The organism is Novosphingobium sp., from assembly GCF_036803765.1.
In the GTDB taxonomy this organism is placed as follows: Bacteria; Pseudomonadota; Alphaproteobacteria; order Sphingomonadales; family Sphingomonadaceae; genus Novosphingobium.
Map to the genome: position 1 here is coordinate 39,912 of NZ_DAIRTS010000009.1, position 25,848 is coordinate 65,759.

Here is a 25,848-nt window from a genome sequence, read left to right on the forward strand (position 1 = left end):
GGGCGTTCCTATCGGTCATGCCCGCCATGGTCATGGCCATGGTCGGGTTGAGGCTGCGGGGTGTGGGGTGCGGGATCAGCGCGTTCGGGCGTTTCGGTGCGACCCGCGCCCTCGTTGTGGCCGCGCGTGAGGGTCCCGCGCAGGAAGCGGTCGAGCGCGGTCGCACCTTCATGGGCGCGATTGGCAAGGATCTCGCCGATACCGCGCGGGTCGCGGTTGGCGCGTTCGCGGGCCTGCCGTTCGCGCTCTTCGCGGTCCAGGTGTCGAGCGTCTCGTACCTCGGCGTTGCTTCGCCGCGCGTCATCGAGACGATCCTTGTGGCGAGCCCCGCGCACGCGATGACTGTCCGTGCGCAGGCGTCCGAGCCCCTCGATCGACGACGTCTTTTCGCCGGAGCGCGAGGCCAGTTTCGCGGCGAGCCGCTCCTGGCTCTCGGTCCAGAGCTTCACGCCATATTGAGCGCGGGTAATCGCGGTGTAGTAGTTCTGGCCGTTGACGAGCCCGGACTCGACAGGCGCCAGCACATAGACGCGGGCATAGGTTTTGGACTGCGCGGAATAGACGGTCTCCGCGTAACCATGGTCCCAGGTCTTGTGGATGCCGAGATCGACGGTCTCCACCCGCTTGTCGCGATCCCATCGGACCGTCGCCATCGTGCCCTCGAGCTTTTCGACGGTTCCGCGCTCGGCGTTCTTGAGGCCGAGATCCTTGTTGACCAGGCGCCACTGAATGCGGTCGCCCTCGGCAAGATCGCGCTTCTCGGCCATGAACACGTTGACCTGGCCGGCTTTGCCGAGACGTGGATTCCACGCGATGGTGCGTCCGTTCTGATCGATCAGGCGGACGACCTGTCGGCCCTTGCTGTCTCGGCCGGTGCCGACGACGCGGTATTCGGTATCGCGGGCGATCCCGAGGCCGGCATTGTCCCGGCTGAACATGACAACCTGTCCGCCCGAATAGAAGCGCGCGAAATGCTTCTCCTGATCCGACATGCCGGCGGGCGTCAGCACTTCCAGCCGCCGGTCCTCGGCGGCGATTGCGCCCTCGCGTTTGAGAACTTCACGGATCTGGCTGTTGACGATGAGGCGGGTGGCATTGTCGAGCACGAGGATATTGGTGGCGGCACGCCCTGACGGTTTGAGCCGGGTCCAGGCCGCGACCATATCCTTCGCCAGATCCTCGCTGGTCGCCGCCGTGGTGACGCGATCGAGCGCGCCGAGCGAGGCGCCGTAGTCTCCCTTGCGCGCCAGCGAGACGGCATCCTTCATGGCGTCCGTTTCCTGACGCCTTGACTCGGTGAGCAGGTTGGTTGGCATCCCGAGCTTCTGCAGAAGCCAGAAGGCCTTTCCTTGTTCGATCGCGCCCGTCTGCTTGGTGTCGCCGATGAGAATCAGCAGCGCACCGGTATGGCGGCTGATCTCAAGCATCCGCATCGCCTGGCGGTTGCCGAGCTGTCCGGCTTCGTCGAGAACGAGAATATGGCGATCGGTGATGTCGCGGCCACCGGTTGCAAGCAGGTCCGCGACCGTTCGGGATTCGATACCGGCCTTGGCGCCAAGGTCGGCCGCCGCCGACGATGTCGGCGCTAGCGCAATGACCTCCCGGCCTGGCCGAACCGCTTGCACCAGCGCGCCGACCAGGGTCGACTTGCCGGACCCCGCGACGCCCTGGATACCTACCAGCCGGTCCGTTCCCAGCGCGATCCCGTTCAGCGCGGTGCTCTGCGCCTCGGTGAGCCCGGCTGCGCGCGCCGCTTCCGCCAGGCGCTCCGGGGTGGCCGCGGGCGCGGCATCCCCCATGGCGAGGGACAAATGTTCTGACAGCGCCAGTTCCAGCCTAACCGTACGCAGGCTGGTCCTGCCCTTCAAAAGCGTTTGGTCGCCCGTCTGCCGGATCGTGCGGAGGAGCTTAATCCTGGCTTCCTGCTCCGCGATCAGGGGACGGACCTCGCCAAGCCGGACTTCACCGACATGGGAGGCGAGCGCCGTGCGATAATAGCGACCAAGATTGTTGACCGCTTCATGCGTCTCGGTCTGACGGATACCAAACAGCACCGCGCGGGCGGCGGTTCGGGGATCCGGGAGGATCGTTTGCTCGCCCTTTTCACGCGCCTGTTCGGAGACACGGTCGATCTCTGCCTGCCAGGGACGTGCGCGGACGGTCCAACGGTCCTGGAGATCGTCCAATCCGACCTTCTCCTTTGCCCGGCGCGTGGCGTAGAAGGATTTCGCGCGCTGGGCTTGCCCCACATGTCCATGTTCCCTGGCGTGCGCCTCGATCTGTTCGGCGCGCTGCGACATGTCGCGCACCATCGCTTCGGGGACGCCCCTGATCTCGAACAGGCCGCGCCTGGGATCGAACTCGACCTCGTACCCGATCTCCCGCAGGGAATAGGCCAGGTCGTTGCGATAGACCTGGCCCGCGACCATCTGCTCGGTGAACATGGCGCGGGTTTCGAGGCTGACGATCTTTTCGCCGTCGGCCGCATTCGTCATGTTCATGACGACGACATGGGTATGAAGATGGGGGTCCAGTTCCCGGCTGCTATGTTCGGTGAACCGCGCGAACAGCAGCCGGCCGGTGGTCTCGTGGACGACCTCGCCCTCGACCCGGCGGCGCAGTTCGGCGTTCTCCTCAAGATAGGAGAGGGCAACGCCCACCGCTCGTTCGTGGGCGGCGATGATCCGCTCATCGCCATGCACAAGCGCCATGATCGAGACCGACTTGGGGGCGTTGACCGCGAAGTCCCAGCCCGGATGGTGCTGGATGCCCTCCTTGCGGCGGCGGCCGAGTTGCTGATCCCCGACCTTGCCTGACAGGAGTTCCTCGAACCGGACGGGATCGACCTTACCCTCGAGCCCCAGTTCGGCGGCGAGCTTGCCGCCCCATTCGCTGTGTTCGTCGCTGCCTTTCGAATAATAATCGCCGATCGTGTAGTAGCGCGCGAGATTGGTGGGCGTGCCCTTGAGGCGGCGGGGATGGATCATGCCGGCCTCGCCCGGTCACGGGGGCCATCGGATCTGGCATGCGCCTCCAGGGGCACGTTCATCCGGCCGCGCGCTGCCCCCAGGAAGGTGACAGGCCCGGCCGGATCATCTGGCGTGGGCGGTTCGGAGGCCGGCTCGCCGGGCGTTGCCCTGCTGTCATCGGACGGCACCTGGGATGGGGTTTCATGACCCGTCGCATCGGACGGGTCGATGTCCTCGTCGAACAAATCCGGCTGGGGCGGAGGCACGGGCGACGTATCAGGTGGGCGGTTGCCTGCGTCCCTTGCAGCGGCGGCGCGCGCCTGTGCGGTCGCCCGCATCTGGCCGATGATCGCACCGCCGACCGGCAACCTGTTGGGGGGCGTCACACGCTCCACGAAGGCGGGGCAGATAGTGGCGATTGGGTTGAAGCGATCGGTAAAACGAAGGACCGGCAGATTGCGCCCGAAGCGCAGATAGCCGGAAAGGTTCGGCAGGTTTGTCACCTCCGTGTGCATCACCAGCGGGCGGGTGACCTGCATGCGCGACAGGTTCACGCCATCGCGCATGTCGTTGACGCCGTAGGACATGCCCTCATTGGCTTCGACCTGCTCAACCTGGCCGAGATTCTCGCTGACATGTTTCGCGGTGGCGGTGTCGTTGGCGCGCAGCGCGATCCAGGTCGAGCAGTAGCCGGTGATCGCGGCGGCGTCCTGAATGCCGTAGGTGGCTTCGAGTTGCGGGTAGCTCTGGAAACCCAGGATGCCGCACCCGCCATATTTCCTGGCACGGGCGAGAAAGTCTGAGAGCGACGGCAGCTTCTGGAGCGTCGGCAACTCGTCGATGACGCAGTAGAGGCGGCGATCACGATTGGGCGCGAGGCTCATGATCGCGCTGATCGCGATGTCGAGCCAGACGGTGATAAGCGGACGCAGCGACGGGAGCTGATCCGCCTTCACGGTGATGAACAGCCAGCTATCGTCTTCCTCATTCTCGACCCAGTTGCGGATCGAGAAGCCGTCGGTGGTGTCGTCGAGATAGGAGAAGCTGCGCATCACCGAGGCAAGCTCGGCCTGGATGCCCGCCGAGGTCCGCTCCCCCTCCGAAGAGATGAAGGCGGCTGCGTCGGTGCCTTTGACGAAGGCCGCGAGATCGGCGACCGGAGAGCGGAGCACGCGCTCGAGCAATACCGAAATCAGGGTGTGCTGCTGCCGGGCCAGTTTGCGCAAGACAGCGACCAATGTGCCGCGGGCCGACTTCGACCAGAAGGGATCGCCATGTTTGTCGGGGATCGTCGATTCCGCGATCTGGTCGTAGTGATAGTCCCGCGGCACATCGACCCAGGGCGACCAGATGTCGGTGCGCTGGTCGAGAGGGTTCAGGAGGACATCATGTCCCTCGCGGTAGAACTTCTCGACGAAGCTCCCGGCGGTGTCATAGACGATGGCGCGCTTGCCGCTTTTGCGGATGCCCTCGAGCATCGTGGTGATGAGGTTGGTCTTCCCCGTTCCGGGGGCGCCGCAGATCAGAATATGCTCCGGCTCGAAGGCGTCGGGCATGGCGACGCCGCCTATCGCAAAACTTCCTTTCTTCTGCCGCCAGAGCGCGCGGCGGACTTGCGCGGTGGTCCCGAAGCGGGCGCCGCGGATATACTCGTTGGAGCCCAGGCCCCGACCCGTGCGGGTGAAGTAGAACCATGCCCAGATGAGCGCGAGGATCGCTCCGCCGCCGGCGATTGCGGCCCCGTGAATGAGATCCTTTTCGAGCTTCCTGAGAGCCTGTTTGGCAATGGGGGACTCGAGAAGGCGGTCGGCCGAGGTCCAGTATTCTTTCCCCTCCGGGGTACGGAAACGGATGGGATCATGTGTCCCCGGCGCGGCATCTTCCTTGAAGGTCGCCTCGACCAATTTGACAAGCACGAAGCGATGGTAGTCGGTCGACTTCTCGAACGCATACCACGCCGTTCCCAGCGCCCAGATGGCCAGCCCGGCGAGCATGGTCTGGATGAAGACCTGTGTCGTCATTCGGACATTGTGAACGATGGCCTGACCGCCCCGTGTCCATGATCCCAGCGTGTCGTTGCGGAAGATGCTCATGGCCGTTCCTCCGGTGGGAGCAGGCCGCGATCGTTGAGCATCTGCTTGGCGTCGGCCATTCCCTCTTCGAGTGTTTCCGGGGATCGCCGCCGGATCGAAGCAGCGACGATGGCGAGCGTCTGGATGACGCCGGACAGGATCTCGTCCTGGGTGGTATAGACATAGCCGCTTCGAGGATCGGCGGCCTGGTCGATGGCGGGACGAAGGAGTTCGGCGACGCTGACGCCAACGCTGCGCGCCCGGCGTTGAAGCCGGAGATGGAGGGCGTCGTCGATACGAATTGTGACTCTGGCCAAGGCGGTGCTCCGATGGAGCTTCGCCTGGACGGTCTTGAAGCGCGGTCCTTATAGCCCAAGGGCTTGGAAATCACAAGAAAATCGCAGGTGGCAGACGCGTCTGCCGATGGAAAGGGGCGGAAATGCTGGGCATTTTCTCTGCATAACGCTGAGCCGGCAGACGTGTCAGCCAGGGACAATGCCTGCTGGCTGACACGTCTGCCAGAACAAGGCTTTGTTTATATACGATTTTCTGCCTGAAGCACCCGTGCGTAGGGTGCATTACAAACGCCGAAGCGGCGTGCGTCCCTCGCCCCGCTGCGACGGCGTCGCTGCGTCACCAAATGACGGCGCGGGCGGCTCTCTTGCCGACGCTCTGGCGATTGCGACACGCGGCCTGTCATGCGACAAGGCGGACGGCGGACGGACCGGCAGTGAATGAGGAAAGCTGTCATGCCGAAAATGTCCGATAGGGAGCGGCTCGCCGATCTGGCCGAGAAGAGCCGCAAGCTGGCTGAGGAAATGGAAACGACGCGGTGGCGCGTTCGGGAACGCTATGGCGCGATCGTCACGGCGCTGCCGGTGGAGTCGATCGGGGAACGCGAGTTTCGCGAGGCGGTCGGGCTGCTGGTCAAGTTGGACGGGCCGACCGCGATAGCCGCGCTCAAGGCGGCGCTTCCCAAGTCCTGACCGGGGATGCCGTGGGGCAGGTCATTCCTCTGATCGAGGGATCGCGCGGCCTGTGCGCTTCCCCTTTTCTTGGGATCATTGCCACCGCGCCGTCAGGTGCGGCGGCGGCCTGTTGCACAAAAAAAGCCGATGCGGCGCGAAGCCGCATCGGCCATGTGCTGGCAGTTTGCCCGATGGGTCAGGCGGCGAAGCGCCTGCGGGTTTTGGGCAAGGGCGTTGCTGCCTTCTGGCTGGCGCGCATGATGACATGCGTGGGCACGCGCCGTCCGCCCGACTTGGGGTTGAACAGTTCGTATAGATGGTTCTGGATGCCGGAGCCTTCGCAAAGGATCGCCTCGATTGGCAGCAAGTCCAGAATGTCCCGGTTGCGGTCGAATGCGCGCTTCTTCCCTTTCCCGCGTCCTTGCAGGTCGAAGCTGATGCAGAACACGCCGTTGCGGGCTGCCCAAGAGGCGGCGGAGGCATCTACTCCGGTGCGCTGGCCGGTGGTGACAAGCGCCATGTGCGGGATACGGGCATGGATGACGTCCAGCCGGTTCCAGATGATTTCCCAGTCGTGCCAGTCGGTCGGCCCGGACACGACGACAACCGGACCTTGCGGCTCGTATCGGTCGCGGCGCTTTTCGGCACGGGCGCGCAAGAAGTCTAGCGCGCTGATCTGGCTGGCGGTCGTGATGTGGGAGGCTTTGGAGCCTTTCGTTGGCGTCCATGCGCGGCCCGAACATGCCTGATACATGGCGGCGGCATAGTCGCGCATGGCTTCGACTGCGGCGCGCTGTTCGGCAAGCGACTGGCATTCAAGCTGCTTGTCTTCAAGCTCCTTGTTGAACACTTCGCCGGGGTCGAGCCGCCGCGTCATGTCGCGGATAGTGTCGGCCAGGCGGTCTTCGGCCCGTTCCAGTTTTCCGGCGGTGAAGTGAAAGCTGTTGACGAAGCCCCAAGCGATTTCCGGGGCGAGCGGGTCAAGCCGGGTGTCGGTCAACAGGTCGAACATGGATGCGATGATGCCGCCACATTCCGCCTGTGCCGCGAGCGGGTCGGGCATGTAATGTTCGCCCGCATCCTCGCCGGGTTCGATGATGGTCAGGGGCAAGGGATCGCCGAACGAGGCTTCAAAGGCGTCCGTTGCGGTCATCTCCGCGTAGAGTTCCGGCAGGTCCGTAAAGCTGCTAATCCTGCGCTTAGCCGTGGTCTTGTTCATGGGTGCTTACTCCATTGATCTTGCATCGGTCAGGGTCCGGGGAAGCGTTCCAGCGCTCCCCCGGCCCGTCGTTGGCTTGGGTTAGAACGGGATTTCGTCGTCCAGCTTCTGGGTGGCGTCCGGCCCGACATACTCCCCGCTGTCATCGGCGGTGCTTTCCCCCATGCCGCCCGCGCTGCGGGGGCGTTCGTCGCGGTAGCTGTCACCATTCGAGCGCGTAACAGGCGCGAAGTCGTCCCGCCGCTTGGGCCTGCGCCATGCGACATTGAAGCCTTCTTCGCGCGTGCCGAACAACGCGATGGGGAGCGGTTCCGGCATTGATGGATCGTCAATATTCCCCTGAAGGAAAATTTCGCCGGTCTTGTTCGAGGTAGCTTCCCAAAGCGCCCCGATCTGAACCCAGCGGTTGCTGACGTTCTGCGCGAGGATTTCGTAAACCGGGGCTTGGTCGTTTTCGCTTTCGACCGAACGCAACCCCAAGCGGGGAAGATCAATCGTGTGCGTGGCAATCCAGCCGAGAAGGCGGCCATTCTTCAAGTTAAACTCACCGATATTCATGTCCTATACTCCTTCATGTCTTGCTTCCGGGCCTTTCCCTTCCGCACTTTCTTTATACTTCCTCCGCTCCATTCCATCTATGTGATTGTTTTCTTGACACGATTTCATCGTGTCTGGTGAGCCTGAGCCACAAAAAAGGACGCGATAGCGGCCCTCAATCAAGAAAAGCATGCCGGAGGCATTCCTGCCTGATCATCGGAGAACGAGCCTTGGCGCGTCGTTCATCGCATCCGGAGCCGCCTTTCGCCGGGGCTCAAGGGGCGGGACCGGACCGATGGCGCAAGGGACGTCGCGCTGCGGGCTTTAGAAGTTCTAGGAGATAAGAGGCCTGTCGACACCTTTGGATCAAGTAATTCCGTCGACAGGCCTCTTATCTCCTAGAACTTCTTGCCCGGAGGCAGCCCTTGCGCCATCGGTCCGGTTCCGTCACGCCGAGACCCTGCGAAAGGCGGCTCTGGATGCGATGAACGACTTGGTTCGACGGTGATTGCGGGGTGCGGCGTCCTCGCCGCGCCCCGCACCAAGGTGGCCGCATGCGCTTCTGGTGAGGAGTTCGCCAACGGGTGCGAGAGACCATGGGCAACCACGAATTGCGCCTGTCCAGGACAACCGGCGCGATTGTCTGCTTGTAATTTTGTTCGCAAAATGTTCTGATGTACACCGAAAGCATGGGTGCATTATGATCGAACAATATCTCGCTGATTTCGACTTCAACCTGCCGCTCGATGACGCAACAGGTGACCCTGAGATCGTGTTCGTGCGCCGCAAGCTGGCGCATGTTGCGCGGTCCGAAGGTCTCGACGGCGGCTATTACGAGGCGCAAGAGCTTGCAGAGGCGTTTCTCGACGCCGCGCGAGAGGCTAATGCGCAGATCGTCGATGAGGAGAGTCCCGCCCGGCTGGGGCTTACCGACATTCTCGATCGGGGCTCTCCCTACCAGCGGGCGCTGTTCGATACGGTTGCCGAACTCCCTCTCCCGGACGCTGCGTCGCATCTTTGCTGGCTCACCGATCTGATGAAGAGCCGGGCGGAGATGTTCCGTCCCGTGCAATCCGCGCGTCTGGCATCGAGCTGATCGACCTCATTTGGGGTGCCTCAATAGCGGGTCCGGGCGCGCCCGCTTGATAATCAGAATTCCAGAACCCGGTTTGCTTGGCAGCAAACCGGGTTCTGCCTATAGGAGCGCGGCCTGCCGGTGGCGGGCCGGAGTGTCGAAACTCTGAACGATAGAGCTGGCTGCATGGCTTTTCGCGGCCGGATGGCCTGTGCGCATGTCCAGGCTGTTCGCAGCTAAAGGTTCAGGCACGCGTCTATCGTCGCGTTTTCGATCGTCCGGCTCAGGGGCCGGCACCCTCTCTGGTAGAGGGTGCCAGCCGGCTGAGCGATTTGAGGAAGGGCACGATCATGAATCAGGAACCTGATGGTCTGACAAGGGCCATTGCGTTGATGGAGGAGGCACTGGACCTCCTCGTTGACCCCGATGACGGCGTGGTTGCCATGCGTCTGTCCCACGCTCTCGATCTTGCGCGGGAACGTGAGGACGCGAAGCACCGTCCGGTCTAACTCACCGGCTTCTGTCCGGGACCATTGGCGAGGCAGTTAGGCGTAGCCCGCGGCGACGCCCTCGGTGGGGACGGTTTGAATACGGACCTCTGAACCGAGGATTCGAGCAAACTGAGCGGTCGCCGCCAGGAGTTGCGACTGCCCCTTGAACATCTCGATCGTGTAGGCATCGCGGGCCAGCATCTCGCCATCTTCCTCGACCTGTTGCGTATAGGTCTTGGGCCAATGGCAAAGCAGCAGCCAGGGCCAACCGGGTTCCGATGGGCAATACTGGAAGAAGGTGATGCAGGTTACGGCCAGGTGGCTCGGACGCCGCGCAAGCAGGTCGGGTGGGACGGGCTCAGACCGTTCGGCTGTCAGAAAAGTTTCGAGTTCGACGAACTCTTCCGCCGTCTCGACGATGATGGGATAAAATCGGCCGAGCGGAAGAGACTCGCTGGCATAGTGGCGGGGAATGTCGATCAACACCACCACCGGCGCCGTCGGTAATGGAAAGGTATAGAGCCGTCTGCGGGCGGCGAGGTCATCTGTGAGACGCATGATGAAGATCCTGATGCTGGAAGCAGCATGTGACGATCAATCGAAACTGCTGCTGGATTGAGCGGCATCTCGCGATCCGCAGGCTTCCTCTGAAGACCGCCGCCTTCATCCATCCTCCCCCTCCCGCCAAAAGGCGCTTGAGCGATGCCGGCGATTGACGGACCTGTTGGACTACTGCTGGACTCCAGCGCATTCAGCGTTCGGGGTCACCCTTGCGGCGCTGGACGTGCCCTTTCCTATCGGCCTGTCCTCACCCGATCCAACATGCACTTATGCGGGACGGATACGCGGACTTTGGAGGGGATGTTGGATTGCTGATTTGCGCTGAAGGTGCCTCGCTCGGGTCCCCCTCGACTACCAGTGGCGGAACTCGAACGTCAGCCGCATCGAAGTATGCGATGATTGCGTCCAGCGATGCGAGCTTTTCGACCGTGCCACGGTTGATCACGACAGTGTCGTCTTCATCCGCTGCGAATGATGCAGGTGCGCCATCGCCCGTAAACACGACACGTTCGGCTCCCCATTCGCCGGCATAGGTGCCGGACCATCTGGCGAAGACCAGGCGCTTTTCAACACACCATGTCTCGAGCTTTTCGAACCGCCCCCACGCGACCTCATGCGCGTAGAGACTGAGCCGCGCACCGGCAACGCGATGATCAGGTTCGAAGGGTTCGCCGTCCCATTCAATTGACAGGCCTTCACTGGCAATGATCTCCGACAATTCGATATAGTCGGTCGTAGTGAGCGATCCGCCCAATTCGATCGACGCTGAAACACGATTGGCCATGGATATTCTCCTCAGGCGTGGTCACGATGAACATTGGCAGGGCTAGTGCCCTCTGCTTCAATCCATTCGGCCAAACTGTCGCCTTCACCGTTGCAGTTGTCGCAGAATGTGCAGTCGTAGACGCCGGTGAGTGACCAGTCCTGCGCAGTGACATCCCACCGGGCGCTGGCATCACGGACGATTTCGCTGCTTCCGCAGTGCCGGCAGACAGGACGGACCATTGCCTTGTTCGTAGCGTTCGCCGACATCGTGGTGATCCTTTCTTTGAGCGGTCGATTTTCACGCGACCTGGAGCAGAAGATTTTCATCGGGTTCGGGAGAGGTGCTCGTGACACGGAAGGGTTGTGTCGGATTGTTCGTCCGAACCACGAGCTGATAGCGGCCGGTTTCCCGGCGCCTCTGGACGGCGACGGCATAGGCGTGCTCGAACGAAGCGAGCCTTCCCCGTAGGGGCGAGTTGCGGGACATGAGATGCTCCCTGAATCGAGGGTGGCGAGATTGGTGGGCTGACCAAACTTCCGGGCGACCTCGGCGATGGCCCGGTCGGCTCAATGATCGGCCGTCAGGATGTCGAGGGCCATGTGCAAGGCAGCTTCACCCGCGTCGTTCAGTATGATGGCGTCGGGATTGGCACGCAGCACGGCTAGGCGCACGTTGGCGCGGGCGTAACGACCGAACGGATACTGATAGATTTGCCCATGCTCGATCGTCACCAGATGGGTCTGCATCAGCTCGATCAGACGCCGATGTTCCAATGCCCGGTTCAGCAGCAGGCCGATTTCCCATTCCAGATCATGATCGATGCGGACGCCGTCGCTGACGGGTCGCAGCCGGGTCGCCTTGAGCCAGGCGCTCACCTCGTCTTCTGTCCGGCGACCTTGCCGAGTGATGAAGTCGGCGCCGCCAGTGCCGCTGTTACGGGCGCGAAAGGCAAGTTCGCCGTCGATCCAGACCTCCGCGGCGTAAGCGGTGGAAGCGATCGAAAGAGCCTCGCTATATTCGATATTGCGCAGTTCGATGTGCATGGCATCTGCCCTTGGTTATTGTCGGCGCTCCCACGGGCACGAGGGCCGGCACGCGATGCGGCCAGCCCAACGGCTCGGGTTGGAAAATGATCTTGCGGCGTGGACGCTCAGGCCGAGATATAGCCGGCGGCGACGGCTTCGCGGGCATATGCGCTGAGCGACTGCTTGGGTTCGAACCAGAGGTCGCGTTCGATCGACATGCCGGTGACGCCGCGGATATGCTGAAGCTCGGCGAGCGAAACGCAGCCAAGTTCCGGGCTGCCGACGCCAAGATCACATAAGCCGAACAGCATGTCCGGATCTTCGACATCCACCTCGGTGAGAAGCCAAGTCGCGTTGGCGTCGGGCGTGAACAGCTTCACGACCGGCAAGGGGTCGATATCTTCGCCTTGGGCGGCGCGTCGGCCGTTGGCGAGAAGCGCGCCGCGGATTTCGGCGGTAATGAGTTCCATGAGTTACCTCGTCGTAAGAGAAAGCGAGGCGCCGATGCGGCCGATAACGGCCATCGCGCCTCACCGTCCCCGACCTCCTTCCCTCCATCAGCTGGCCTGGATCATCGCGGCGCTGTCGATGGATGGGGCGGAGCGCTCGGCGAGGAAGACCGCGAGACATTGAGCGTCATCGTAACGATCGGCATCGCTGACGCAGGCGCGGGCGAGCCGGCGCCATGTGGCATCGTCGAAGTGGCTGGCTGCAAGACCGTACAGGGCGTGGTCCTCGCAGGACTGTGCCGATTGCAGCGCGGCGGGAGAGATATTGGCCTCAGGGTCGAAGGCCAGGATCGTCGCGGCCTCATATTCGGCTGCCGTAAGGGCGATGACGCGGGCAGCGAGGTGCTCGGGCACCGCAAGCGCGGCATGCAGCGGCAGGTGGACAGTGTTTGGCATGGACAAGTCTCCGGTCGGGCGACGGACATCCCGCCGCACGCCCTTCACCACCACCTTCCCTCCACGCTGCGGGACGGCGGTGTTCGGCGATTCCTCATGGCGCGTGCGAGGAAATGATCCGACGAGCCAGTACCGCAATCTCGTCGCGGTTCGCCGTCAGGGTGCAGTCACCGGGCAGGACGACGGAATCCTCGGAGCTGATCCGGCCCTTGCTGATAAAGATCCGCCATACGCCACGTCTGATTTCAGCCTGCGCCCTCAGGACGGTGTCCGGGTGAAACAGATCGGCCCATTGGTGGCGGTCGGGATCATCGGACATATCGACCCAATCACCCAACATGCCCCAGACAGTATAGCCGTCGATCGACGCATGATGTTCGCGGGCCGCGCGGCGCTCGGCCTCGCGCCGTGGAGCTTCACGCCTCGATTGCGCTTCGGCCTGTTTCCAGCGGAGCGATACCAGTCCCTTTTCAAGCTGGTCGACGATCGTGGGAGCCAGAGTCGCCTGCCGGCCGGACAGAAGCCACGGCCGATCGCCCGATGGATGCGCCGCGCTGTGTCGCAGCAGGGTCAGGAGCGTGTCCAACTCGGTCCGGGACAAGGTGACCCGCAGGCCCGTGGTCATTGGCTGCGTTTTCATGACGAGACAGCGCGTGCGGCGTGGGCGTCCGGATCGGGACGGGTCGAGGCCTCCGACTGGACAGCCTCATCGCATGGCTGGGCTAGCTCCAAGATTGTCCGGTCGATCGCGCGACGGGCAAGATCCGGTATGCGTTCCTCGTCATTGTAGGCGCTGCCGGATGCCAGATCGAAGGCGAGCCGCTTTGCCTGGCTCCAGTCATAGGCCTCGACGCGGTAGGTTTCCGAGGCGAAGCGCTCTTGGCCGCTGAGGAACTCGATCTCGACGGAGAAGATCGTCGGCTCGGTTGGAGCTGCCGCCAGCGACACCGCCTCGGCGCCCAGCAGGTCGCTTGCCACGGTGCGGAGGTCATCGATTTCAGGGTCGAAGTTTTCCCAATGCTCATCGTCCGGGCATTCGTCGACGAGATAATTCGATAGCAGGTCGTAGATCTGCTCAAGCACGCGATAGCGCGCGGCTGAGGCGGTCATAGCTATTCCTTTCGGGATATGATTGGCGCGGGCGCGCCTATGAGAAGCCCGGCGCGATGGCCGGGCTTCTCCCGTCGATGGATGCTTTCTGGCTTCAGCCGCGCAGCCCCCCGGAGGCGATGTCTTCGATCCAGCCCGATGCCTCGTCGAAGTCTGCGTCATCGTCGCCAACGAGCACCGCGAGCGCGACGGCGCCTGTGCGTCCGAGTTGCCCCAAACGCTGGAGAGCGGCATGCAGGATCGGAGCAAGCTGCTCCGGCGATGCCGTGTCGATCTCGTCAATTTTCATCATATCACTCCTTGGTGGAATATGACCGGGAATGGCCCGCGGTCGCGGGGCAAGTATCCGGCGCGCCCGGCCGGTCACGCTGGAAGCGGAACAGCAGGCTTCAGGCTGCTTTGGCGGGTATCCATTGGTACAAAAGATGAGCGTCTGGCCGGTCCTCGGTGCCGATCGCGATCCGCACGAGCGTGCCGTCACAGGCGAACTGCGCCGCACGCGGGAGGGTGAGATAGCTCGATCCCTCAAGGACGATATCTTTCGACCGAACGGCCTCGATGGTCCGCGTGGTTCCGATGGCGCGATGCCAACCCGGTGCGCTGATGAGTTTCAACTGGTCGCCCGGCTTCACCCGCTTCTTGAACGCGGCAAGCGATACAATGCTCGCGACCGTGCTGCCTGATCCGCGCCGTTCAGCCAGCGCGGACCAATAGGGTTGGCCTATGCGGACCTCGCAGAAGAAGGCGCAGTGGTGCGAGTCCTGATAGATGTTCGAGCGGGTGAAGCCGAAGCGCTCGATCTGATCCTTGACCGTGACGATGAAGGCGTTTTGGGCGTCCCGGCCGGTCAGGTCCTCGGGCGCATCGAGAACCTCCGCGATGATCTTGCGACCGCCGGAGAAGCTCTGCGTGAGAATGGCAAAGCGCGCGTCGGGAAAGCAGGTGCGAAGATGCGCTTCGATACGGGCGACAATTGACGCAAGGCTTTCGCGCGGCTGTTGGAGATCGCCCTGATAGTGAAAGTTGCCGCGGTCATCGAACGCGACCTGGCTGTAGAGAGGGGCGGTCGAAGCAGCCGCCGAAATGGGTTCGCTGTGCATGGATCAAGTCCTTCAGATGCACGAAACCCGGCGCGATGGCCGGGTCTACATGGATTTCATGATGGGGTCGGACCCGCAGGTCCGAGGAATGTAGCGCTTGCCGGTCGAAGCCGCGCCTATCGACGCTTTGTGCGTCGGCCGGTCAGCGAACCTGCTCCAGGAGTTGGCGGGCCTTGCCTTCGAGTTCGAGCCGGCCGTCCTGCTGGGTCTTGGTCCTAGCGAGCGCGGTGATCCCGCTCACGAAATCGAAGACGCTCTCGGGCGGCTTGCCTTCCTCGCTCAGCACGGTCTCGATGATCTTCGTGGTCTCAGATTTCGAGAAGCCGCGCTTGCGCAGAAAGTCAGTGCGGTCCTCGTCGGTCCGGGCGATGACGCGCTCACGCGCGGACCGGATGCCGTCGATGAAATTGCGCGGCGAGGCATCGGCATAGTGGGCTAGTGCGGGTTCGGCCTGCTGGGCGAAGCGTCCGGCGGCGAACTTGGAATGCCGGATCTTGATCTCCTCGAAATGCTCGACGCCCCACAAAATCCTGTTCGCGCAAACTGCACGGAGATAAAATGTAGCGATTCCAAGTGTTTTCGCTCCGACCTCGCTGTTCCAGCAATAAAATCCACGAAAGAAGAGATCGGGATCGCCGTTGGGGAGCTTGCCGGCCTCGATCGGATGGGTGTCGTCGACGAGGAACAGGAACACATCCCTATCCGACGCATAGAGCGTGGTCGTTTCCTTGGTGACATCGACATAGGGATTGTATTGATGCGTCGCCCAGTCGAGCACGCCGGGCACTTTCCAGCGTGTGTCCCCGGTGCCGTTGCCGGCGAAGCGCATGACCGCCGAGACCAGTTCATGATCCCAGATACGGCCATAGTCGGGTCCGGTGATCGCGCGCAGTTCGGTGCGTCCGTCGTCGGTCTGGAGCAGTTTCACCTGTTCCCCGCGATGATGGAGCAGTCCGTGCTGGAGATTGATGCCGGCGAGCGCGGCCGGGAGATTGCGCAGATAGGATGCGGGCGCCCCGACAAGGCTGCACGCCTGGCCGAAAGACCAGTTGGTGGGAGCAATCGGGCGGTCGTTGCCCGGCAGCATGAGGGCAAGCCGTTCGGGCTCGTCGCGGCTGGCCTCGACCCGGATCGAGCGGCTTTCGACGATCTGGGTGTGCGCGCGATCCGCGCGGCGATGAACGCTGTCGTAGAGGTCGCCGAGCGAGAGGAAGCGTTCGTCGTCGGGACGGTTGAACCATTCGGACGAAACGCGGCTGTTGGATTTGCCGCGCGAGACATCGACGCGGTAGCTTCCCGTGGCGGGGGAAGCGGAAGCCTGGGCAAGCGTTGCCATCGGGATAACTCCTGTCTGGTGAGGATCGGGACTCCGTGCTCTGCCCCATTTGCCGAGCACGAACCCACCACTCACCTTCTTCCTTCCCTCCAGACCGGGCCGATCCGAATTGCTGCTGAATCCAGCAGCATCTCAGGCGGGGTGAGAAGCAAGTTCAGCTTCACATCGCCGATGAACAGCGATAGCGACAGGCTCACTGGCGCTTCCCTGTTTCGAGAAGGATTCAACAATGACTGAGGCAACAGACAGGCAAGCGACACTGGTTACTTTGACCGCCGACATTGTTGCCGCCCATGTCAGCAACAACAGCGTGGCGGTTGGCGATGTTGCCTTGCTGATCCAGAATATTCACGGCGCGCTGAGCGGCCTCGGTGCCCCGCAGGCGCCGGTCGAAGTCCGTCCCGAACCGGCGGTTTCGATCCGGTCGTCGGTGAAGCCCGACTATATCGTCTGCCTGGAAGACGGCAAAAAGCTCAAGATGCTCAAGCGCCACCTGATGACGCATTATCAGCTGACCCCTGAAGACTATCGCGCGAAGTGGAATCTCCCTTCCGACTATCCAATGGTTGCGCCTAGCTATGCGGAGAAGCGCCGCGCACTGGCACATAAGATCGGCCTCGGACGCAAGGCGGCGGCGATAATGCCTGAGCCGGCCCCAGCCGCAAATCCTGCAAAAGCCGCAAAGCCCACGAAGGCGCCCACCGTTCGCCGACCGCGCAAGAAAGCCGGCGAGGTGCCGCAGCCCGCGTGAGACCCAGCCGTCGAGCGTCCGTTCGATCGGCGCTGATCGCAATAGCCCTCGCGGCATTCCCATCAGTCGCGCACGCGGATCCCTGTACCGCACCGCTTCCGGCGCGCGGCACCGTGTTCAGCGGCGTGGTGCGCTATGTCGGCGACGGCGACAGCCTTTGCATCGGCCCGAAGGGGAAACCGGATCGCTGGATCGAGGTCCGCCTGGCGGATTTCAATGCTCCGGAATTGAATGAACGCGGCGGCCAACCGGCGAAGGCGCGGCTGCGCCAGTTGGTGATGGGCCGATGGCTGGTCTGCACGGCCGGCCGGCGCAGCTACGACCGCATTGTCGCCACTTGCACGCGAGACAGCCGGGCTGTGGGCGAGGAACTGCGCCGGCGTGGTGGAACGGAGGGCGGCCGCTAAGCCGCACTTGCCGGTCGCCTGTCACAGTGCCGATATGCACTCCAGCATGGTTTCGGCCTTGTCCGGCGGCAGGAACAGCCGGGTGCGGAAGCTGATGATCTCGGTGAACGCGCCGAGCGATTTCAGCCAGTCGAGCCGCTCATAGGGATAGTCCCGGATTTCGAGCCGCTGCTGGCCGTTGACGCGCACCCGGCAAAGCCGTGCGCCAGGCAAGGCGTCGATCGGCGCGCCTTCGATCCCGCTCGCGGCCGCGATGATGTCGGCGGGCGAGAGCTTCACTGCGTCGGCGACATTGAAGCTGGCGGCGGTCTCGGAGAGCATTTCGGCGGAGATGATGCGGCCGAGCCGCGTCTGGCCGCTGGCCTCGTCGACGATCCGCCAGACGCGCACATCGTCCTCGGGCAGCTTGTTCCAGACCGGCAGCAGCAGGCCGGTGGCGATATGGACGGTCTCGATCTCGACCTGTTCGCGCGCCTGTTCAGCTTCCTCGCGCCAGAGCCGCTCGAACACTTGCCTGTCGATCCGTTGCCAGAAGCTGCGGGCGAGGCTTTCGAACCGGGTGCGATCCTGGCCCGTGGGCCGGACGAGCTGGCACATCGCGATCGGCTGGCCGTGCTCGTCCATCGTCGACCAGGAGGGCACGCGCAGGGCGACCCGGCCAGAGCGGCTGTTGCGCAAGAACGCGATGTCGTCGGTCTCGCCCCACAGGTTCATCAGCCGCTCGAAGGCGGTGACGTTGCGCCTGAGATGAAGCTGGAGCTTCTGAAGCCGGGTTTCCGCGCCCGACACATCATCGCGGTGAATGATGATGTCGGAGAGCAGGTCGACCTTGCGCGCGAGGATCGTCTCGACGCCAAGATCGAGCGTGCCCGCCTCGCGCGCCGCATCGATGCGCGCCTGGATCAGCGCGAAGAACTCCTCGAAGATCGCGTTCTGCGTCGCGATCCGCAGCGCCAGCAGGCGATTGAGCCAGCGCTGAATCGGCGGCAGTTTCTCCAGCAGTTCGCCGGTGTCGCCCTGGGTCAGCTTGAGCGCGGTCATCGCCTCGAACGCCTCGAGCGTGGTGCTGGCGAGCTTCCCGGCGTGGAGCAGATGATACCATTGATGGAGCGCGTCCCTGGCATAATCGCTCTCCAGATTGTCGGCCGGGTCGAACAGGTTCTGGCTGCCGGCCTGCCGCTGGCCGCGCGTCAATGCCCCCAAGGCGTCAAGCCGCCGGGCGATGGTGCTGATGAACCGGCGCTCGCCCTTGCAGTCGGTGGTGACGGGCCGGAAGATCGGCGGGGTCATCTGGTTGGTGCGGTGCGTGCGGCCGAGCCCCTGGATCGCGGCCGAGGCGCGCCAGCCCGGTTCGAGCAGAAAATGGACACGCCGCCGCCCGGCGCTCTTGCATCCCCGGTCGGAATGATAGGAGCGCCCGGTGCCGCCTGCGCCGGAGAACACCAGCACCTCCTTGTCGCCATTCTGGAAGGCATTGGTGTCGGCGATCCGGGCCATCGGGCTGAGCCGTTCGATCTTCTGGCGTCCCGAACGGTCGGTGACGATGCGGCGCGAGCGGCCGGTGACCTCGGCCACCCGGTCAGTGCCGAAGTGGCGGATCAGCTCATCGAGCGCAGTCGCGACCGGCGGCATCGCGCAGAGCTTCTCGATCAGCGCGTCGCGGGCACGGACCGCTTCCTGGCTGAGTACGGGATTGCCGTCGGCATCACTGGCGGGCCGCGAGCGGACCTCGCCGCTATTGTCCTTGAACACCTCCATCTGCCGGACGGGGAATGCGTCGGTCAAATAGCGGACAAGGACGTCGCGCGGAGAGAGATCAACGTCCAAATTGGCGCGTTCGTCGGGCGACATACTCGCGAGCCGCCGTTCGAGGATCGCTTCCGAGGTCGAGACCAGCTGCACGACCGCGACATGGCCCTGCGCCAGTTCAGCCTCAATCGCCTTCAGGAGCGTCGGCATCTTCATCGCCACCAGGAGCGCCGAGAAGAAGCGCTGGCGCGAGCTCTCGAACCGGGAGAGCGCCGCGCCCTTGGCCTGGGCGTTCAGCGTGTCGCCGCCGACCCGGTCGACGACGTTGGTCGCCTTGAGCACCGCGTCGAGCCCTGCATGCACAACCTGCCACGCGTCCGCATAGGCATCGTAGATCGCGATTTGCGCCGGCGTGAGCTTATGTTCGAGCGGCTCATATTCGATGCCGGCATAGGAGAGCGAGCGGGCGGTATAGAGGCCGGTGGCTTTCAGATCGCGGGACACCACTTCCATCGCGGCGATGCCGCCTTTCTCCATGGCGGCGGTAAAATTGGCGCGGGTGGCGAACGCGGTCCCCACGCCCCAGAGGCCGAGCCGCTGCGCATAGCCGAGATTGGCGGGCGTGGTGGCGCCGGTCGCCGAGACATAGAGGATGCGAGCGCGCGGCAGGGCGTTCTGGAGGCGCAGGCCGGTGATCCCCTGCTGCGAGGCGACGGCATCGCCGAAGTCGCTGGCAGCCGGCGCGGCGTTGGCGAGCGCATGGGATTCGTCGAGGATGATCAGCCCTTCATAGTCGTCGCCGAGCCAGGCGAGGATCTGGTCGAGGCGCGAGGGTCCCTTGTCGCGGACCGAGCGCAAGGTGCTGTAGGTGAGGAACAGGATGCCCGCCGACAGGGTGATCGGCTGACCGAGCCCGATCGCATCGAGCGGCTGGATATCGACGGCAATGCCGCCGAGCGCTTCCCAGTCCCGTCTCGCATCGCCCAAAAGCGGTCCGTTGAGCGAGATCCAGACATGGCGGCGATTGCCGCGGCACCATTGGTCCATGAGGCAGGCGGCGGCTTCGCGGCCCTTGCCGACCCCGGTGCCGTCGCCGACGAAGAAGCCTTGCCGATAGACATGGCCGCCCTCCTTCTCGAACAGCTGGTCGCCGGCCTCATTGGGCAGGTAACGGCCGGGAAGATCGCGCGCGAACGCGCTGCCCGCGAGCAGGACGGTCTCGAGCTGGGCGCTCGACAGCGCCGCGAAGCTGCCCGGCGGCAAGGCGGGACTGTAGCCCGGCACCGGCGGCAGGACCGAGGCCATCGCAAGCGTCTCGACCAGATCGTCGGGATGCTCGGCCGCACCCGGTATCTCGATACGCGAGAGCCGCCAGGGCGCGAAGATGCCCGCCGTCTCACCGATCGGCAGCGGCGCGTCGCGCACGACGAAGTCAACCGGCTTCGCGGCGCTATCGACGCTCGCGACCACCGGCGGCGCAAGCAGGCGCGGCGCTGCCCCCTTGGTGAACATGGAAAGAGCCGGCCTGCGAGTGCAGACCGGCCTGGGCGGAACGACGGGCGCCGGCGTCGCGGGCGGGCTCGGTGGCCCGAGACGCTCGGGCAGCGCCAGGACGTGCGGCAAGGCGTCGGCCAGCGTCTCGGCCACACAATGAAGGGTCTCGCCCGTCCAGCCCTTGTCGAAGATCAGCAACCGGATGCGCGCGCTGGTGCCGTGCTTGGCATAGACGTCGCCGAGGATGTCGATCTCGGCGCGCGGGCGCACGACCTCGCGGACCGCCGCATAGCCAGTCCGGCCCGGGCCATCGGCGGTGAAGCTCGACGGCATGATCGCGACGCAACGTCCGCCCTCGCGCAATCGCAGCAGCGCCGAGCGCAGATGGCGCGCACCGGCATGGCGATCGCGGCCCCGGCCTTCGCTGCGCGAGAAGGGCGGATTGATGAGCACGACGTCAGGCGCGAAGCTTGCCGGCAGCCAATCGTCGATCGACGCGCCGTCATAGCGGGTGACCGGCTGGCCCGCGACATGCGCCAGCAGATCGGCGCGCTGGGGATCGCGTTCGTTGAGATGCAGCACCGCGCCCGCACGCGCCGCGAGCATGGTGAGCATGCCCGTCCCGGCGGAGGGTTCGAGCACGACATCCGACGCCGTCACCCGCGCGCAGAGCGCAGTGAGCCAGGCCAGCGCGGCAGGCGTGCTGAACTGCTGGAAATCGACCTGATGCTCGGACCGATAGGTCTGGGTCGGCAGGCCGCGTTCGAGATCGGCGAGCGCGCGCAGGATCGCGGCCGGCTCGGATAGCGCGAGCGGCGAAGCCGCATGGCCCTGCAGGAACAGCACCTGCCCGGCTTCGAGCGCGTCATAGGCGTCGCGCATCGACCAGGCGCCCGAGGCGTCGTCGGCCCCGAAGGTCTCGCGCATCAGCCGGACGAGATACTGGCGCGATACTGTGCCCGCGCGAGCGAGATGATCGGCGATGGCAAAGGCAACGCTATGAAGGCCCGCCGCTTTGCGCGCGGCATCGGCGGCGCGGACGTCGAGGTCCGCGGCAAGCTGGATAGTCATGATGGTGATCTCCGGGAGCAACGCGCGCGCCATCCGTCCGCAGAAGCGAACGCGAAGAAACGGCGAGGAAAGAAGGAAAAATGGGCCGGAACGCACTGCGCCCCGGCCCGAGAAGGGTGGAAGGGTCCGATCAGGCGGCTTCGGCCAGATCATCCCCATCTACGTCGTTGGCGACATCGTTCGGGGCATCGACCGCGTCACCGACCAGTTCGTCGGCCAACGCATCGCCTCCCCGCGCGCCGATCGCGGCGGCGAGTTCCGCACGGGTCGGGCCGCTGGCCTCAACGGGCGCCGGTTCCTCGACCCGCATCGGCTGTGGCAGCCAGGCGACCACCTTGTCCTTGATCTCGGCTTCGATGATCGTCTGCCCGGCGAACAGCTTCTCGGCCGAGGCCGCGAGGTCGGCTTTCTTCGCCGCGCCGTAACGGGACTTCAGATCCTCGCCGCCGATCTCGCCGAACAGGTCGAGGATCCATCCCCGGGTCACTGCATCAAAGAAGTTGCGCGCGGTGGGACGCCACCAGCGGGCGACATCGATGTCGAGGCTGCGGCCGAGATGGCGAAGGAACGGCGCGCCCGAACCGCTGTCTGCCACCGGCTCGATCGTGCGCGCGATCGCCCAGGCGAACCAGGCCGCGCGAGCCTCGTCGGGAAGCGCGCGGAACGCATCGAAACGCGCGGCCGCATCGTCCCCGTCACGCCAGCCATGATCGAGGCCGGCTTCGAGCTTCGCCCATCCTTCCGCCGCCGCCGTCTCGCTGACATAATTGCCGACGCGGCGGTCGGGCAGCGGCGCCTTGAGGCCGGACGCGAGGTCATAGGCGCCGGCGAACTTGCGATGGGCGCCGTCGACCATGATGAAGGTGCCCAGATCCATTGCGAAGTGCGGATCGTTCGCGACATGGAGCGCGACCAATTCGGTCCGCATGAGCGCGAGGCGATCGACCAGCTTCTGGCTGAGGACGGCCTTGCGCGGCGCCTCGGCGGCATCCGCATCGTCAGCGCCGTCGTCGTCCTCGCCGTCGGTCTCGGGATCGACATCCTCGTCCTCTTCGCCCGACGCCGCGACGAACAGCGTCTCCTCGACCACCGGCTGGCCGTCCTCGCCGATCACGACATAGGCGAGCGCCCGTGCTTTCTGCTCGGGTTCATAGACCGCCCGCCGGTCCTGGATCGCGCCGAGTTCTTCCTCGAGCGCGTCGATCCGTTCGAGCTGTTCCTCGCTATAGTCGTGATCGTCCGCGGCGGCTTCCTCGATCTCCTCGATCTCGGCCTTGATCGCCTGCTGACGGACTTCCTGTTTCTCGGTGAGGGATGGCAGGATGCCGTCGATACGCCGCAGGCCCATGGTTGCGGTGTAAGGCACATGGGTGGCTGCGATGGTGCGGACCTCGGCGAAGCCTTCGCGCTCGCGGATCGCTTCGGCGGCTTCGGCGAGGGCTTCGTCGGCGAGCTGATCGAGCAGGTCACGGTTGGTCCACAGTTCGCTTTCGGCATTGGAGTAGAGGTCGCGGTCGATCGTGCCGCCCGCCGCGAGATAGGCGTCGCGCCCGACCAGCAGCGCTTTGGGATGGCCGCCATTATAGCTGCCGGCGCTGACCTGCCGCTCGATCTCGGCGACATTGTTCGAGTAATAAGTGCCGGCGAGGCTTTCGAACACGGACGCCTGGCGAACTGGATCGGAAGTCTTGGCGTAGGCCTTGGCGATGTCGAGCGTGATCTCGCCCCTGGCCAGCGCTTCGAACACCGGCGTCGCGAGATTGGCGAGGCGCAGGCGGCCTTCGACGAAGCGCACGGTCAGGCTGAACCGCTTGGCGATGTCGGCCACCGTCTTCTTTTCCTTGTCGATGATCGTGCGGAACGCGGTGCAGGCGTCGGCGGGGTTCATCGCGAGCTGGAAGAAATTCTCGGCAAGGCTCATCGAGATCGCGTCGGCGGCGTTCGGCACCACCATCACCGGGACCTCGAAGTCCCTGGGCAGCACGCCCTTCTCGATGTTGCTGTGGGTGCGCGACAGGCGGCGACCGCCGGCATAGATGTCGTAATGGTCCTTGCGGCGCTTGATCGGCACGCCGATCAGGTTCTGAAGGACGATGCCGGTCTCGCCGAGATGGGCTTCGAACTGTGCGTCCGCGTCGGCATTGCTGTGCTTGCGGACATTGTCTTCGGCAACGCGGCAGTTGACCGCGGGCACGTAGAGGATGGGATAAGTCATCATGGCTACTCCTGTGCGGCGCGCATCCCAACCATCAGGCCGCTTTCCGCACCCAAATCCCCTCTCTCTTCCCTCCACTGCGGAGCTGGTCGTTCCAGTCGTTGTGACCGCGAGCCGGCAAAAGCAGATCGATCGTCCGGCCTTGGCGCGCGTGGGCGACAGCGGCTTTCCCGGCGCCGAGGCGGCCGGGCGGGTCATTGTCGGGCAGCAGGATCAGCCGCGTCACGCGATCGGGCACCGCGACCTGCGTGAAGCGTTCGCTGCCCAATGTCGCCCAGACCGGGACGCCCAGCAGGATATGAGCCGAGAAAGCGGTCTCCCAGCCTTCGGCGAGCCCGAGAGTGGTTCCCGGCACCCCGAAATGCACGGTGCCATCACGCGGTCTTCCGAGCAGCCTCTTGGGAGGATCGAGATCGGCGGCCGGCAAACCGGCTGGGAGATCGACGAACAGCCGCTCGAGCGCGATCACCGCATTGCTGCCTGAGCGCACGGCGGCGAGGATCGCGGGACAGAAGCGCACCGAGCGGCCACCCCCCAGCGGCGTTCGCCGATGAAAACGCAGCTCAGGGCAACTGCCGGTCAGCCCCCGCCAATCCAGATAATGTCTGCCGGGTGAATGCGGGAGCGGAACTGCGTCATCCCAGAGCATGCGCGCGCGCGCGGCAATCGCCGCATCTCGTGGCTGCCACGGCTGGACAAGCGGTGTATCCGCGACCGGAATGTCCAGCCGAAGGCGGCGGACCGCGCGCAGGACATCGAGCCGGTCGCAGCCGGCGAAGCAGTGAAACAAGAGGCTGGACGCGCCGACGCGGATCGAGAGGCTTGGGCGACGATCGGCATGGGCCGGGCACAGACACACGCCGCCGCGCCCCGTCCAGGTTCCGCCCAGTCGTTTGACGATGCGGGCGGCCGCGGTTTCGAGGTCGAGATTTCTCGTGGCGGTGGCGTGAGGCATTGGCGACTTGTCCTTTCGCCAATGCCCCTCATCCTCCCCTCCAAAAATCCCGCGATGTCAAGCAACCGAGCGACTGGGGACGCCTCTTGCCACTTCGTCAACCGAGAGCGCCGCACTGCAAAGGATGACCTCGAAACATTCCTCGAGTTGTTCGCGAGCTGTGGGGGTGAGTTGGACCAGTGCCCTCCGGCCATCGCTCGGATCGCCGGTGCGCACCACGAACCCGCGCCGTTCCATCATGGTGAGGGATCGTCGCGCTGTCCCCAGGGCGCTGCTCGCCGCGCCCCAGAAACTCGTGATGGATGTGGTCAGTCCTTCATGTTCGCGCACATAGAGATCCAGCAGCATTTCGCTTGCCGGATCGCTGATCAGGTCATTGCCGAACGCGCGCCCGGCGCGCTTGTGTGCGGCGAGTATGGCGCGGCAAAGGTCTACATATCGGCAGGTCCGGTCGTCGGGACTTGGGGCGGAGGACTCGATCTCGGTCCCCATGGCATGGAGCATGGGTACGGCTGCGGCCATGGGGCGGGTGCAGGCGCACGCGGTCGCATGATCTTCCGGGACGTGAAATGGGTAACCATCTTGCTGCGGCACCAGGCGCGCGCCGGAAAGGCGCAAGGCAACCTGCTCCGCGCGCCAGAGCAGATGCTCCGCGTCATGGAGAAAATGCGCGCCGCGCTGCGTGGACCGAAGCTCGTTACCGACAGGCTCAAATAATGTCAGGCCGATCCGCGCTTCGAGGGCAGACACCTCTCCCTCCAATAGCGCCTGTGACCTCCCGAGGGCATTTGCGGCGAGGTGGAAACTGCCGTGCTGGGAAACACAGAGCGCGGAACGAAGCTGGTTGAGATCAAAGGGCATGCGATATCTCCCGTTCGATCCGGATCATCTTGGGCTGCTGTCTCTTGGCCATCAGCGTCCTCCTTCGCGCGCCAGTTTCTTGGGGGCAGCGGCGTCATGTGGCGCGCTTCAGCCGTCGCCAGGAGAGGAACGGGTCGCAACGATGTGCGAAGAACGCGAATTGCCTCCCATCTTGAGACAGATGGGGAGGCCAGAACGCGAACAGTTTTTT

At 64.4% G+C, this 25,848-nt stretch carries 26 protein-coding genes; 5 read left to right on the forward strand and 21 right to left on the reverse strand.

The features are described from left to right. Positions 1-8: 8 nt before the first annotated feature. Genes mobF through V7Q48_RS08055 form a run of 3 tightly spaced genes read right to left on the reverse strand, consistent with a single transcriptional unit; the run spans position 9 to position 5,358 of the window. Positions 9-2,987, reverse strand: coding sequence for a MobF family relaxase (gene mobF, locus V7Q48_RS08045; protein WP_333837408.1), 2,979 nt, complete (start codon positions 2,985-2,987; stop codon positions 9-11). After that, positions 2,984-5,062: a type IV secretion system DNA-binding domain-containing protein gene (locus V7Q48_RS08050; protein ID WP_333837409.1), complete on the reverse strand. Its 2,079-nt coding sequence runs from the start codon at positions 5,060-5,062 to the stop codon at positions 2,984-2,986. The genes mobF and V7Q48_RS08050 overlap by 4 nt, the downstream gene beginning before the upstream one ends. Further along, positions 5,059-5,358, reverse strand: coding sequence for a ribbon-helix-helix protein, CopG family (locus tag V7Q48_RS08055; protein ID WP_333837410.1), 300 nt, complete (start codon positions 5,356-5,358; stop codon positions 5,059-5,061). Before V7Q48_RS08055 ends, V7Q48_RS08050 begins: the two co-directional genes overlap by 4 nt. 432 nt (positions 5,359-5,790) lie before the next feature. Here V7Q48_RS08055 and V7Q48_RS08060 point away from each other — a divergent pair, with 432 nt between their 5' ends. Beyond that, a complete protein-coding gene (locus V7Q48_RS08060) occupies positions 5,791-6,027 on the forward strand; it encodes a hypothetical protein (protein ID WP_333837411.1) in 237 nt (78 codons plus the stop codon). Between the two features lie 178 nt (positions 6,028-6,205). Here V7Q48_RS08060 and V7Q48_RS08065 read toward each other — a convergent pair whose 3' ends face one another. Both V7Q48_RS08065 and V7Q48_RS08070 read right to left on the reverse strand, forming a co-directional pair. Then, on the reverse strand, positions 6,206-7,228 hold the full coding sequence (locus V7Q48_RS08065; protein ID WP_333837412.1) for a DUF2493 domain-containing protein: 1,023 nt from the start codon (positions 7,226-7,228) through the stop codon (positions 6,206-6,208). 81 nt (positions 7,229-7,309) lie between these two features. Then, positions 7,310-7,786 carry a DUF736 domain-containing protein gene (locus V7Q48_RS08070; protein ID WP_333837413.1) on the reverse strand — a complete coding sequence of 159 codons (477 nt, stop codon included), beginning with the start codon at positions 7,784-7,786 and terminating at the stop codon, positions 7,310-7,312. A gap of 679 nt (positions 7,787-8,465) precedes the next feature. Here V7Q48_RS08070 and V7Q48_RS08075 point away from each other — a divergent pair. Beyond that, complete coding sequence (locus V7Q48_RS08075; RefSeq protein WP_333837414.1) at positions 8,466-8,861, forward strand: hypothetical protein; 396 nt, start codon at positions 8,466-8,468, stop codon at positions 8,859-8,861. A gap of 329 nt (positions 8,862-9,190) precedes the next feature. Next, positions 9,191-9,349 (forward strand): hypothetical protein, encoded by a 159-nt coding sequence (locus tag V7Q48_RS08080; RefSeq protein ID WP_333837416.1) that lies wholly within the window; start codon positions 9,191-9,193, stop codon positions 9,347-9,349. A 36-nt stretch (positions 9,350-9,385) separates the two neighbouring features. Here the strand turns inward: V7Q48_RS08080 and V7Q48_RS08085 are convergent, their stop codons facing one another. The 12 genes from V7Q48_RS08085 to V7Q48_RS08140 form a co-directional block, all read right to left on the reverse strand. Next, positions 9,386-9,889, reverse strand: a complete 504-nt coding sequence (locus V7Q48_RS08085) for a hypothetical protein (RefSeq protein WP_333837417.1) — start codon at positions 9,887-9,889, stop codon at positions 9,386-9,388. Between the two features lie 250 nt (positions 9,890-10,139). Next, positions 10,140-10,676: a hypothetical protein gene (locus tag V7Q48_RS08090; protein WP_333837418.1), complete on the reverse strand. Its 537-nt coding sequence runs from the start codon at positions 10,674-10,676 to the stop codon at positions 10,140-10,142. Positions 10,677-10,687: 11 nt separating this feature from the next. Next, complete coding sequence (locus V7Q48_RS08095) at positions 10,688-10,924, reverse strand: hypothetical protein (RefSeq protein WP_333837419.1); 237 nt, start codon at positions 10,922-10,924, stop codon at positions 10,688-10,690. A gap of 300 nt (positions 10,925-11,224) precedes the next feature. Then, complete coding sequence (locus tag V7Q48_RS08100) at positions 11,225-11,701, reverse strand: hypothetical protein (protein WP_333837420.1); 477 nt, start codon at positions 11,699-11,701, stop codon at positions 11,225-11,227. Positions 11,702-11,808: 107 nt separating this feature from the next. Beyond that, entirely contained in the window at positions 11,809-12,153 is a 345-nt protein-coding gene (locus tag V7Q48_RS08105; protein WP_333837421.1) for a DUF2958 domain-containing protein, read from the reverse strand. Between the two features lie 87 nt (positions 12,154-12,240). After that, positions 12,241-12,588 carry a hypothetical protein gene (locus V7Q48_RS08110; protein WP_333837422.1) on the reverse strand — a complete coding sequence of 116 codons (348 nt, stop codon included), beginning with the start codon at positions 12,586-12,588 and terminating at the stop codon, positions 12,241-12,243. A 94-nt stretch (positions 12,589-12,682) separates the two neighbouring features. After that, entirely contained in the window at positions 12,683-13,213 is a 531-nt protein-coding gene (locus V7Q48_RS08115) for a hypothetical protein (RefSeq protein ID WP_333837423.1), read from the reverse strand. 11 nt (positions 13,214-13,224) lie between these two features. Further along, positions 13,225-13,698, reverse strand: coding sequence for a hypothetical protein (locus V7Q48_RS08120; RefSeq protein ID WP_333837424.1), 474 nt, complete (start codon positions 13,696-13,698; stop codon positions 13,225-13,227). A 94-nt stretch (positions 13,699-13,792) separates the two neighbouring features. Next, positions 13,793-13,987: a hypothetical protein gene (locus V7Q48_RS08125; protein ID WP_333837425.1), complete on the reverse strand. Its 195-nt coding sequence runs from the start codon at positions 13,985-13,987 to the stop codon at positions 13,793-13,795. A gap of 100 nt (positions 13,988-14,087) precedes the next feature. Beyond that, positions 14,088-14,798, reverse strand: coding sequence for a hypothetical protein (locus tag V7Q48_RS08130; protein WP_333837427.1), 711 nt, complete (start codon positions 14,796-14,798; stop codon positions 14,088-14,090). Positions 14,799-14,940: 142 nt separating this feature from the next. Continuing rightward, on the reverse strand, positions 14,941-16,134 hold the full coding sequence (locus tag V7Q48_RS08135) for a DUF932 domain-containing protein (protein WP_333837428.1): 1,194 nt from the start codon (positions 16,132-16,134) through the stop codon (positions 14,941-14,943). Between the two features lie 71 nt (positions 16,135-16,205). Beyond that, positions 16,206-16,331, reverse strand: coding sequence for a hypothetical protein (locus V7Q48_RS08140; protein ID WP_333837429.1), 126 nt, complete (start codon positions 16,329-16,331; stop codon positions 16,206-16,208). A gap of 32 nt (positions 16,332-16,363) precedes the next feature. On the opposite strand from V7Q48_RS08140, the gene V7Q48_RS08145 reads away from it, so the two are divergent. Both V7Q48_RS08145 and V7Q48_RS08150 read left to right on the forward strand, forming a co-directional pair. Continuing rightward, entirely contained in the window at positions 16,364-16,885 is a 522-nt protein-coding gene (locus tag V7Q48_RS08145; protein WP_333837430.1) for a MucR family transcriptional regulator, read from the forward strand. 113 nt (positions 16,886-16,998) lie between these two features. After that, positions 16,999-17,292, forward strand: coding sequence for a thermonuclease family protein (locus V7Q48_RS08150; protein WP_333837431.1), 294 nt, complete (start codon positions 16,999-17,001; stop codon positions 17,290-17,292). A 21-nt stretch (positions 17,293-17,313) separates the two neighbouring features. Here the strand turns inward: V7Q48_RS08150 and V7Q48_RS08155 are convergent, their stop codons facing one another. The 4 genes from V7Q48_RS08155 to V7Q48_RS08170 form a co-directional block, all read right to left on the reverse strand. After that, positions 17,314-21,606 (reverse strand): strawberry notch family protein, encoded by a 4,293-nt coding sequence (locus V7Q48_RS08155; RefSeq protein ID WP_333837432.1) that lies wholly within the window; start codon positions 21,604-21,606, stop codon positions 17,314-17,316. A 130-nt stretch (positions 21,607-21,736) separates the two neighbouring features. Then, entirely contained in the window at positions 21,737-23,824 is a 2,088-nt protein-coding gene (locus V7Q48_RS08160; RefSeq protein ID WP_333837433.1) for a ParB/RepB/Spo0J family partition protein, read from the reverse strand. 31 nt (positions 23,825-23,855) lie between these two features. Then, the gene (locus V7Q48_RS08165; RefSeq protein WP_333837434.1) at positions 23,856-24,776 is read right to left on the reverse strand and encodes a DUF7146 domain-containing protein; all 921 of its coding nucleotides are present in this window, start codon (positions 24,774-24,776) and stop codon (positions 23,856-23,858) included. Positions 24,777-24,833: 57 nt separating this feature from the next. Then, positions 24,834-25,637 (reverse strand): LysR family transcriptional regulator, encoded by an 804-nt coding sequence (locus V7Q48_RS08170; protein WP_333837435.1) that lies wholly within the window; start codon positions 25,635-25,637, stop codon positions 24,834-24,836. Between the last annotated feature and the right edge of the window lie 211 nt (positions 25,638-25,848).